General features: G+C 68.8%; 11 protein-coding genes. All 11 read left to right on the top strand.

The window, feature by feature from the left end:
• The first annotated feature begins 18 nt into the window (after positions 1-18).
• Positions 19-3177, top strand: coding sequence for a YdbH domain-containing protein (locus SPHME3_RS0106635; protein ID WP_231376745.1), 3159 nt, complete (start codon positions 19-21; stop codon positions 3175-3177).
• Between the two features lie 2 nt (positions 3178-3179).
• Positions 3180-3383 carry a YnbE family lipoprotein gene (locus SPHME3_RS19990; RefSeq protein ID WP_017980004.1) on the top strand — a complete coding sequence of 68 codons (204 nt, stop codon included), beginning with the start codon at positions 3180-3182 and terminating at the stop codon, positions 3381-3383.
• The gene (locus SPHME3_RS0106645; RefSeq protein ID WP_017980003.1) at positions 3383-3757 is read left to right on the top strand and encodes a YdbL family protein; all 375 of its coding nucleotides are present in this window, start codon (positions 3383-3385) and stop codon (positions 3755-3757) included. Before SPHME3_RS19990 ends, SPHME3_RS0106645 begins: the two co-directional genes overlap by 1 nt.
• Positions 3758-4152: 395 nt before the next feature.
• Complete coding sequence (locus SPHME3_RS0106650; protein ID WP_017980002.1) at positions 4153-4479, top strand: AtpZ/AtpI family protein; 327 nt, start codon at positions 4153-4155, stop codon at positions 4477-4479.
• A 38-nt stretch (positions 4480-4517) separates the two neighbouring features.
• On the top strand, positions 4518-5309 hold the full coding sequence (locus tag SPHME3_RS0106655; protein ID WP_017980001.1) for a F0F1 ATP synthase subunit A: 792 nt from the start codon (positions 4518-4520) through the stop codon (positions 5307-5309).
• A gap of 47 nt (positions 5310-5356) precedes the next feature.
• Positions 5357-5587, top strand: a complete 231-nt coding sequence (locus SPHME3_RS0106660; RefSeq protein ID WP_017980000.1) for a F0F1 ATP synthase subunit C — start codon at positions 5357-5359, stop codon at positions 5585-5587.
• Positions 5588-5642: 55 nt separating this feature from the next.
• Positions 5643-6137, top strand: coding sequence for a F0F1 ATP synthase subunit B family protein (locus tag SPHME3_RS0106665; RefSeq protein ID WP_017979999.1), 495 nt, complete (start codon positions 5643-5645; stop codon positions 6135-6137).
• Positions 6130-6786, top strand: a complete 657-nt coding sequence (locus SPHME3_RS0106670; protein WP_017979998.1) for a F0F1 ATP synthase subunit B family protein — start codon at positions 6130-6132, stop codon at positions 6784-6786. The genes SPHME3_RS0106665 and SPHME3_RS0106670 overlap by 8 nt, the downstream gene beginning before the upstream one ends.
• Positions 6787-7075: 289 nt before the next feature.
• On the top strand, positions 7076-7396 hold the full coding sequence (locus SPHME3_RS0106675) for a DMT family transporter (RefSeq protein WP_017979997.1): 321 nt from the start codon (positions 7076-7078) through the stop codon (positions 7394-7396).
• Between the two features lie 189 nt (positions 7397-7585).
• Positions 7586-8092, top strand: coding sequence for a hypothetical protein (locus SPHME3_RS0106680; protein WP_017979996.1), 507 nt, complete (start codon positions 7586-7588; stop codon positions 8090-8092).
• 39 nt (positions 8093-8131) lie between these two features.
• On the top strand, positions 8132-10054 hold the full coding sequence (gene uvrC, locus SPHME3_RS0106685; protein WP_020486601.1) for an excinuclease ABC subunit UvrC: 1923 nt from the start codon (positions 8132-8134) through the stop codon (positions 10052-10054).
• Positions 10055-10384 lie beyond the last annotated feature (330 nt).

The following is a 10384-nucleotide window of genomic DNA, read 5'->3' on the forward strand; positions in this document are numbered from 1 at the left end:
AAGCCTATGAAGGCGGTGATGGACGATGCCGCCCACCCGCCGCGCGAGACGCTGCCCCGCCGGCGACGGGGCTTCGGTGCGTTCAGCCGGCGCCGCAGCATCGCGCTCGGCGTGGCGCTGGTGGTGCTGGCGGCGCTGATCGCGCTGTGGAGCGTGCGGCGGCCGATCGCGGCGCGCGTCATCGACCGCGAACTGGCGAAGCTGGGCGTCCCGGCGCGCTATACGATCGGCACGTTCGGGACGGGGCGGCAGCGGCTTAAGAATGTGGTGCTCGGCGATCCAGCCGACCCCGACCTCGTCGCCGACTGGCTGGAGGCGGAGACGCGGATCGGGCTGGACGGCGCCAAGGTGGTCGGCGTGCGGGCGGGGCATGTCCGGCTGCGCGCGCGCTGGGTGGGCGGCAAGCTGTCGTTCGGGGCGATCGACCGGCTGCTGCCGGCGCCGTCGGGCCAGGCGACGCCCTTCGCGCTGCCGGCGTTGTTCGTCGATGCAGAGGATGCGCGGCTGCGGGTCGAGACGCCGGCGGGCGTGCTGGGGCTGAAGGTCAGCGGGCGTGGGCGGCTGGACGACGGCTTTGCGGGGAATGTCGCGCTGGTGGGCGATACGCTGCGGCTGAACGATTGCGTCGCGCGCGGGGTGCAGGCGGCGCTGCGCGTGACGGTCGCCAAGGGCGCGCCGACGGTGGCCGGGCCGGTGCGATTGGCGCGCGGCGCGTGCGGAACGAGCCGCATCGCGGATGTGGCGGCCGACATCGACGCGCGGCTGTCGTCGGCGTTCGATGCGTGGCGCGGTTCGGCTCGGCTGGCGAGTGGGGCGGTGGCGGGCGGCGGCGCGGGTGCGGCGCGGCTGACGGGATCGGCGACGTTCGACGGCAATGCGACGGCGACCGAGGGGCAGGCGGACCTTGCCGCATCGGCGGTGCGTGCGCCGGGTGGCGCGGCGCACACATTGGCGGTGCAGGGGCGCTACCGAATCGGGGCGGAACAGCTGTTTGCGGGTACGGTGACGGTGGCCGGCGGGCAGATCGCGCCGCGGATGCTGGCGGTGCTCGACGCCCGGACGGGCGCGGGATCGCCGGTCGCGCCGCTGGTGCGGCAGTTCAGCCTGGCGCTGCGCCAAGCGGGGCAGGCGATCGACGGCAGCGCCGATCTGGCGGTGCGGCAAGCGGGTGGCAGCGGCCAGCTGCGCGTGACGCGCGCGGCGCTGGCGGCGGCGAGCGGCGCGCGGCTGCGGCTGGGGGGCGGCAGCGGCATCGCATACGGCTGGCCGCAGGCGCGCGTGCATATCGATACCGCGGTGCAGATCGCGGGCGGTGGCCTGCCGCAGGCGGACGTGCAGCTGGCACAGGCCCGCGCGGGCGCGCCGATCCGCGGACGCGCGATCGTCGCGCCTTATGCCGCGGGTGGGGCAAGGCTGGCGCTGGCCCCCGTGACGTTCAGCGCGGGCAGCGGCGGCGTGACGCGGATCACGACGCGGATCGACCTCAGCGGGCCGCTCGGCGACGGGCGGATCGACGGGTTGCAGGCGCCGCTCGACCTCGACTGGGACGGGCGCGGGCGGCTGCGCGTCGATCCGGGGTGCGTGGCCGTCGCGATCCAACGGCTCGCGGTGGCGGGGCTGGTGCTCGATCCGGTGGGGACGCGCGTGTGCCCGCGCAGTGGTGCGGCGGCGGTGGTGACGGTGGAACGCGAGCGGATCGGCGGCGGCGTGCGCCTGCCCGCGACGCGGCTGACCGGGCGGCTGGGCGGCACGCCGCTGACGCTGGCGGCAAGCGGCAGCGAGTTGCGGCTGGAGGATAATGGGTTCGCCCTGAGCGGCGTCGCGGCGCGGCTGGGCAGTCCGGAGCGGGTGACGCGGATCGACCTGGGGCAATTGACCGGCCGGATCGCGGGTGGCGGTGTCGCCGGTCAGTTCGCGGGCGGATCGGGCCAGATCGGCAACGTGCCATTGCTGCTGGGCGCGGCGGCGGGCGACTGGAACCTGCGCGGCGGCGTGCTGGCGCTGACCGGCGCGATGACGGTGGACGATGCCGCGGCCGATCCGCGCTTCAAGACGCTGGCGGCGCGCGATGTCACGCTGCGCCTCGCCGATGGCACGATCACCGCGGGGGGCACGCTGTACGAACCGACGAAGGCGGTGAAGGTCGCCGACGTGCGTATCGTCCATCGCCTGTCGGCGGGGGCGGGCACCGCCGATCTCACGGTGCCGGGCATCGTCTTCACCAAGGATGTCCAGCCCGACCTGCTGACCCGCCTGACCTTCGGCGTCGTCGCCGAGGTGCGGGCGACCGTCACCGGCAATGCGCATATCGGCTGGACGCCCGAGGGCGTCACCTCGACCGGCACCTTCGCGACCAAGGATGCGGCGCTGGCCGCGGCGTTCGGCCCGGTGTCGGGTCTGAGCACAACGATCCATTTCAGCGACCTGCTCAGCCTGGCGAGCGCGCCGGGGCTGGTGGCGACGGTGAAGACGATCAACCCCGGCATCGCCGTGACCGACGGGACGATCGTCTACCAATTGCTGCCCGAACAGCGCGTGCAGATCGACAGCGGCGTCTGGCCGTTCGCGGGCGGCACGATGACGCTGCTGCCGACGACGCTCGATTTCGCGCAGGCGGGCCAGCGGCGGCTGACCTTCCGTCTGGACGGGGTGGCGGCGGACCAGTTTCTCCAGCAGTTCGACTTCAAGAACCTCGATGCGACCGGCATCTTCGATGGCGAGCTGCCGATGATCTTCGACGACACCGGCGGGCGGATCGAAGGCGGGCGGCTGACGGTGCGGCCGGGCGGGGGCAGCATCGCCTATGTCGGCGACCTGACGCAGAAGGATCTGGGCATCTGGGGCAATATCGCGTTCCAGGCGCTCAAATCGCTGCGCTATCGCAACCTCACCATATCCATGAACGGCCCCCTGGCGGGCGAGATGGTGACCGCGGTGCGCTTTGCCGGAGTGACGCAGGGCGAAGGCGCGAAGAGCAATTTCATCGTCCGCCGGCTGCAAAAGCTGCCCTTCGTGTTCAACATCACGATCAAGGCGCCGTTCCGCGGGCTGCTGGACAGTGCGCAAAGCTTCTACGACCCGAGTCGCCTGCTGCCCCAGCTGATCGACCGCGAACGGCGCAAGGCGGTCATTCAGCCTCCCGCAAGCGCACCCGTGCCACAACCGAAACAGGATTGAAGATGGTGAAGCGAATCACGACATTGCGGATCGCGATGGGGATGGCCGGGATCGGTATGGCGGCGACGCTGGGCGGCTGCATCAACGTGTCCGCGCCCGAAAAGCCGATCCAGATCAACCTCAACATCAGCGTCACGCAGCAGGTGGTGTACCGCCTGGACGGCGAGGCGAAGGCGCTGATCGACAAGCAACCGGGGATTTTCTGATGACCAAGACCATGATGATGATCGGAGCCGCCGCCATGGCGCTGGCGGGCCTGTCGGGCGCGGCGTTCGCGCAGCGCGACCCGGCCTATGCGGCGGCACGCGAGGCGAAGGAAGTCGGCGAACAGCCCGATGGCTATCTCGGCGTGGTGAAGGGCGGCCCCGCGATCCAGGCGCTGGTTCGCGACATCAACATCAAGCGCAAGGCGGCCTATACGCAGAGCGCGCAGGCCAATGGTTCGACGGTCGAGCAATTCGCCTTCACCACCGGCTGCAACCTCGTCGCGCGCGTGCCGGTGGGCGAGATGTACAAGACGCCGTCGGGCCAGTGGAAGGAAAACACCGGCACGCCGGAGCTGGACGGGCGGTGCAAGTGACGCGGTAGACCCGCTGTCGACCCTCACCCTTCCCACCCGGCTGCGCCGGGCGGGCCCCTTCCCTCTCCCGCCGGGAGAGGGAGGGAGCGCCGAAGGCGCGGAAGGGTGAGGGCGGTGCGAGTGATCGCTGGAGGCGCGGACGAATCTGTGTTCCGTTCGCCCTGAGCCTGTCGAAGGGCGGCTCTCCGCAAGCGTGACGCTCGTGGCAACGCGCCCTTCGACAGGCTCAGGGCGAACGGTGGTGTGAGGACGCCCCTCCCCCTGGCGGGGGAGGAATTGCTTGTGGGTTACTCACCGGTTGACACCCTCGGCACCCCCACCTAAACGGACCACGCCTTGGCGGGATCGGTCGCCCTGCGCGCTTTCTCCCCCGGTTGAACGATACAGGCGAGGGGATGCGCGTGGCGGATGACGATACCGGACGAGACTTCACCAGCGCGGAGGATCCGCGGCTTTCCGCGCTCGACGAGCGGTTGAGGGAAGCCCGGCACGCCGAAGCGCTGCGGACGGGGCAGGGGGCGCCGACGGCCGATGCGGGATATTCGCTCGGCAATCGCGTGCTCGCCGCCTTGATCGGAAGCCTCGTCGGCAGTGCCCTGATCGGCTGGTGTATCGACCGCTGGTTCGGCACGACCCCATGGGCGCTGATCGTGATGCTGTTCCTCGGAATCGCGGTCGCGTTCAGGCAGATCTTACGGATTGCAGGCGAGCGCCCGGAGTAAACCGGGCGTTTGTCGTATCAGGGAGCGAAAGGCCACACGTGGCGGCAGAATCGGGCAGCAGAATCGATCCGATGCACCAGTTCCTGATCGAACCCCTGTTCGGTCGGCATTGGGTCGTCGCGGGATACGACATCTCGTTCACCAACTCCGCGTTGTGGATGGTCGTGACGCTGGTCAGCCTGTGGCTGTTCATGCTGGGCGGGATGAAGCGCGAGCTCGTCCCCGGCCGCTGGCAGGCCGCGGTCGAAGGCTTCACCGGCTTCGTGTCGAACATGCTGACGTCGAACGTCGGGCCGGCGGGCAAGCGTTTCGTGCCCTACGTCTTCTCGCTGTTCATGTTCATCCTGTTCGCCAACCTGTGGGGCCTGTCGCCGGTCGGCGTCGTGCCGGGCTGGCATCCGTTCACCGTCACCAGCCACCTGACCGTCACCGGCGTGCTGGCGATCATCAGCTTCTCGATCGTGCTGATCGTGGGCTTCGGCAAGCACGGCTTCCACTTCTTCAGCCTGTTCGTGCCGCACGGCACGCCGCCGCTGATGATCCCGTTGATCTTCATCGTCGAGCTGATGAGCTTCCTGGTGCGCCCCTTCTCGCTGGGTCTGCGACTGTTCGTCGCGATGACCGCGGGGCACATCCTGCTGAAGGTGCTGGCCGCCTTCGTGATCACCGGCATGAACCTCGGCGTCGGTTACGGCCTGCTCGTGTCGCTGCCCAGCTTCGTGCTGATGATCGGCATCACGCTGCTCGAGCTGCTGGTCGCCGCGATTCAGGCCTATGTCTTTGCGCTGCTGACGAGCGTGTATCTGAACGACGCCGTCAACCTGCACTGAGTTTCGTTTTTAGTTTCAACCCAACTGTTTGATACGGGAGTTTTGACATGGACGCAGAAGCCGCCAAGATGATCGGCGCCGGCCTGGCCGCGATTGGCATGGGCCTTGCCTCGCTGGGCGTGGGCAACGTGTTCGCCAAGTTCCTCGAAGGCGCGCTGCGCAATCCGGGTGCGGCGGACAGCCAGCAGGGCCGTCTGTTCATCGGTTTCGCGGGCGCCGAGCTGCTCGGCCTGCTCGCCTTCGTGACGATGATCATCCTGCTGTTCGTCGCCAACTAATCGCGAGTGACCGGCCGGGTGGCTGATCGCCCGGCCGACCGCTTAGAGGACGCGCATGCCCCAGATATCCCAGATCGCCGCCACCTACGCTTCGCAGATCTTCTGGCTGCTCATCACCTTCGGCATCCTGTATTTCGGGATCGGCAAGATGATGGTCCCGAAGGTCATGGCGACCGTGGACGCGCGTGAAGGCCAGATCGCGGGCGACCTTGCCGCGGCCGAACAAGCCCGCCTTGCCGCCGACCAGGTCGAAGCGGCCTGGCGCGCCAAGATGGACGAGGCGCGCGCCGCGGCGCATGCCGAGACCACCGCTGCCAAGGCGCAGGCGGTCAAGGCGACCGAAAGCCAGATCAAGTCGATCGACGTCGAACTCGCCGAACGTCTCGCGCATCACGACCTCGCAGTCGGCAATGCCAAGGCGCAGGCGATGCTGAACCTGCAGGCGGTCGCCGCCGAGGTGACGCAGGATCTGGTGGCCAAGGTGTCGGGCCTGACCGTCGGCATCGATGCCGCCGCGGATGCGGTGCGCAGGAGCAACGCGCATGGCTAATCCCGCCCCGACCCAGGTTGGCGATCCCAGCGACGCCGCCATCGCCGCCAATCTTGCCCATGCCGCCGACGCACAGGGTTTGCAGCCGCAAAACGTGCGTGACGGCAGCCAGCTGACCGCCAACGTCTCCGAACCCGCGGCGCATCATGTCGAGGAGCCGAAGGCGCTCGGCCTGAACACCACCGGCTGGGTCGGGATCGCCGCGCTGGTCGTGCTGATCGGCATGCTGATCGTGAAGGTGCCGGCGAAGATCGCTGCGAGCCTGGACAAGCAGATCGCCGGCGTGCGCGCCCAGCTCGACGAAGCCAAGGCGCTGCGCGCCGAGGCCGAGCGGCTGCGGGGCGAATATGATGCGAAGGCCAAGGCCGCCGAGGCCGACGCCGCGACGATGCGGGCGCATGCCCAGGCCGAGGCGAACCAGATCATCGCCAAGGCCAAGCACGATGCGGAGGAGCTGATGGCCCGCCGCACCAAGCGCGCCGAGGACAAGATCGCCGCCGCCGAACGCGCCGCGATCGCCGAAGTCCGCGCGCTGGCGGCGGAGACCGCGTCCAAGGCGGCCGCGCTGGTGATCGCCGAAAAGCTCGACGCCGATGCCGATCGCGCGATGATCGATCGCTCGATCGCCGGATTGGGCCGGCCGAACTGACCATAGTCCTCCCCCGCCAGGGGGAGGTGTCATCGCGTAGCGGTGACGGAGGGGGAGGTAAGCGGCGCGCTGCGTAACGGCGTGCGTTCCTTACCTCCCCCTCCACCATTCGGCTTGCGCCGAACGGGCCCCAGGACCGGGTCTGATCGTCCCCCGGACGATCCTTGAGCATGCGGGGCATGCTCAACCCGGTCCTCCCTGGCGGGGGAGGACTTTCTTTTCCGACGTGCGTCTCTTCACGGGTTTCCGGCGCCGTCCCATCTGTCCGAGCCCGCACAGGAGCAATCCGATGTCGTGGCTTATCCTCGCAATCGCCGTCTTTACCGAAATCTGCTGGGCGCTCAGCCTGAAATGGGCGGCGACGCTCGCGACGTGGCAGGCGTCGGCGGTGCCGATCGTGCTGTCGTTCGTGAACATGGGGCTGCTCGCGCTGGCGATGCGGGGCTTGCCCGCCGGCACCGCTTATGCGGTGTGGACCGGCTGCGGCGCGGTGGGCGTCATCATCGGCGGCGTGCTGCTGTTCGGCGACAAGGTGAGTCTGGTGCAGGCGTGCTTCATGGCGGTGACCGTGGTGGGGATCGTGGGGACGAAGCTGTTCGCGCAGGCGTGAGGGGCGATGACCTTACCATCGCCGTCGCCACGGACTTGGTCCGGGGTCCACTTCGCGGCAAGGGGATCGCCTGAGCCTCTTGCCAACCCCTCGCGGCCCGGTGGACCCCGGACCAAGTCCGGGGTGACGAGGAATGACAGGCGGTGCTACAGGTCCCCAACGCGCCACGGCGCGAGGTGAGGTGTAGCCATGTCGATCCTGCTGTCGTTGCTGTTGATCGGAACCCAGACGCAAGCGGCGGACCGTGCGGGGAAATTCTCGCTCGACATCCCGGCGGACGAGACGGTCACTGCCCCGGCCGAACCCAAAGCCGCCACCGAAGAGACGCCGAAGCCCGAGGCGCAACCGGTCGAGGCGAAGCCGGATACCGCGACCGAATCGCCGCCCGCGCCGGCGGAAGCGCCAAGTCCAGCAGCCGCCGCCCCGGCATCCCGCGCGCATTTCTCGCTCGACACGCCGATCGTCGACCTGCTCGCCGATCCCCGCGCGAAGGCGGTACTCGATAAGGATATGCCGGGGCTCAGCGACGACGAGAATCTGTCCAAGTTCCAGGCGCTGTCGCTGCGCCGGCTCGCGCCATTGAGCGGCGGCCAGATGACGGCGGAACTGATGGGCAAGCTCGCCTATGATCTCGCCGCGCTGGGCGGAGGCGCGCCGCCACCGGTGTCGCGCAAGGGATTGCCGAGCGGGCGTTAACCTCTAGCCCCGACCCCGGCCGACTCCTACATGGCGGGCATGTCGTCCTACGGTCCGCCCGATCGATTCAACGAAGAACGCGCCACCTACGCCGTCCGCGGATCGGATACCCCCGATATCGAGGCGGGGGTCGCCGCCATCCGTAACGTGTTGCAAACGCTGCCGACGCGCTCCGGCGTTTATCGCATGCACGATGCCAAGGGCGACGTGCTATACGTCGGCAAGGCGCGCTCGCTGAAGCAGCGGGTGGCGAATTATACGCAGGTGAAGGGGCTGACGAAGCGCCTCCAGCGGATGATCGCGCAGACGCGGTCGATGACGATCGTCACGACGAACAACGAGGCGGAGGCGCTGCTGCTCGAGGCGCAGCTCATCAAGCGCTACCGCCCCGCGTACAACGTGCTGCTGCGCGACGATAAGTCGTTCCCGTTCATCCTGCTGCGCGGCGACCATGATTTTCCGCGCGTCCAGAAGCATCGCGGGGCGCGGCGGGCGCCGGGCAATTACTATGGGCCGTTCGCCAGTGCGGGCAGCGTCAACAACACGCTGAATGCGCTGCAAAAGCTGTTCCTGCTGCGCAGCTGCACCGATGGCTTCTTCAAGACGCGCGATCGGCCGTGCCTGCTGTACCAGATCAAGCGCTGCTCGGCACCGTGCGTCGGGCGGATCGACAAGGACGGGTACAAGGAACTGGTCGACGACTGCCGCGACTTCCTGGCCGGCAAGTCGACCAAGGTGCAGGCCAAGCTCGGCGCGCAGATGCAGGCGGCGGCGGAAAATATGGACTTCGAACTGGCCGCGCTGCTGCGCGACCGGTTGAAGGCGCTGACGTTCGTGCAGGGCACGCAGGCGATCAATGCGGAGGGCGTGGGCGATGCCGACGTCTTCGCTCTGGCGTGCAAAGACGGGGTGATCGGCATCCAGGCCTTCTTCATCCGCGGTGGCCAGAATTGGGGGCATCGCAGCTTCTTCCCGCAGCACACCAACGACGTGCCCGAGGATGAGGTGCTGGCGAGCTTCCTCACCCAATTCTACGAGGAAGTGCCACCGCCCAAGACGATCCTGCTCGACCGCGAGCTGGGCGAGGGCGCGCTGCTGGGCGAGGCGCTGGGCGAGCGCGCGGGATACAAGGTCGCGCTGTCGGTGCCGCAGCGCGGCGACCGGCGCCGGCTGATGGACCAGGCCAAGCGCAATGCGATCGAGGCGCTGGAGCGGCGGCTGGCGGAGAGCACGACGCAGGCCAGGCTGCTGCGGGAGGTGGCGGAGCTGTTCGACCTGGGCGACCCGCCCGACCGGATCGAAATCTACGACAACAGCCACATCCAGGGCAGCAACGCCGTGGGCGCGATGGTCGTCGCGGGGCCGGAGGGGTTCCGCAAGGGCCAGTATCGCAAGTGGAACATCAAGGGAAATGAGGCGGCGACCGACAGCGACGTCGGCATGATGCGCGAGGTCTTCCGCCGCCGCTTCGCCCGCCAGCTGGAGGAAGCGCCCGACCGCGATGACGGGACCTGGCCCGACTTGGTGCTGATCGACGGCGGCAAGCCGCAGCTCGGCGCGGCCAAGGCGGTGCTGGAGGATCTGGGGATTGAGGACGTGTGCCTGGTCGGTATCGCCAAGGGGCCGCACCACGGCCGTGAGGGGCGCGAGGTGTTCCACCTGCTCGACGGGCGCGAATTCCAGTTGCCGGTCAATGCGCCGGTGCTGTTCTACCTCCAGCGGCTGCGCGACGAGGTCCACCGTTTCGTGATCGGGGCGCATCGCGACAAGCGCGCGAAGGCGATCGGCGCGAGCCCGCTGGACGAGGTGCCCGGCATCGGGCCGGCGCGTAAGAAGGCGCTGCTGATGCACTTCGGCACCGGCCGTGCGGTACGCAATGCGAGCCTGGAGGATTTGAAGAAGGCGCCGGGCGTGTCGGCGGGCGTCGCGCAGCAGGTGTACGACTTCTACCACGCGCGGTGATGTAACTCCCCCCGTCACCCCGGACTCGGTCCGGGGTCCACCGGGCCGCTAGGGGGTGGCAAGAACCTCCTGCCGTCCCCCTCGCCGCGGAGTGGATCCCGGACCAAGTCCGGGGTGACGAAGAAGAGCGATAAGTGTTCTTCCACCGCATCCTCATCTTTTCTGCGTTGCCGCTGCATCGTGGGTCGCTAGACTGATCGATATCGGGGGCGGGGGTCATCCGGGGGTGATCGCTTGCACCGTTCGCCCTGAGCCTGTCGAAGGGCCCGTCGCCGCGAGCGTCATGCTTGGGGAGGGGCGTGCTTCGACAGGCTCAGCACGAACGGCGTG

Source organism: Sphingomonas melonis DAPP-PG 224 (assembly GCF_000379045.1).
GTDB classification, from domain to species: Bacteria; Pseudomonadota; Alphaproteobacteria; order Sphingomonadales; family Sphingomonadaceae; genus Sphingomonas; species Sphingomonas aquatilis.

What these genes read in the sequence shown, in the direction of transcription:
- SPHME3_RS0106635 (WP_231376745.1), top strand. Translation starts at nt 19, where the DNA reads ATGGACGATGCCGCCCACCCGCCGCGCGAGACGCTGCCCCGCCGGCGA.
- uvrC (WP_020486601.1), top strand. Translation starts at nt 8,132, where the DNA reads ATGTCGTCCTACGGTCCGCCCGATCGATTCAACGAAGAACGCGCCACC.
- SPHME3_RS0106675 (WP_017979997.1), top strand. Translation starts at nt 7,076, where the DNA reads ATGTCGTGGCTTATCCTCGCAATCGCCGTCTTTACCGAAATCTGCTGG.
- SPHME3_RS19990 (WP_017980004.1), top strand. Translation starts at nt 3,180, where the DNA reads ATGGTGAAGCGAATCACGACATTGCGGATCGCGATGGGGATGGCCGGG.
- SPHME3_RS0106670 (WP_017979998.1), top strand. Translation starts at nt 6,130, where the DNA reads ATGGCTAATCCCGCCCCGACCCAGGTTGGCGATCCCAGCGACGCCGCC.
- SPHME3_RS0106680 (WP_017979996.1), top strand. Translation starts at nt 7,586, where the DNA reads ATGTCGATCCTGCTGTCGTTGCTGTTGATCGGAACCCAGACGCAAGCG.
- SPHME3_RS0106650 (WP_017980002.1), top strand. Translation starts at nt 4,153, where the DNA reads ATGCGCGTGGCGGATGACGATACCGGACGAGACTTCACCAGCGCGGAG.
- SPHME3_RS0106645 (WP_017980003.1), top strand. Translation starts at nt 3,383, where the DNA reads ATGACCAAGACCATGATGATGATCGGAGCCGCCGCCATGGCGCTGGCG.
- SPHME3_RS0106660 (WP_017980000.1), top strand. Translation starts at nt 5,357, where the DNA reads ATGGACGCAGAAGCCGCCAAGATGATCGGCGCCGGCCTGGCCGCGATT.
- SPHME3_RS0106665 (WP_017979999.1), top strand. Translation starts at nt 5,643, where the DNA reads ATGCCCCAGATATCCCAGATCGCCGCCACCTACGCTTCGCAGATCTTC.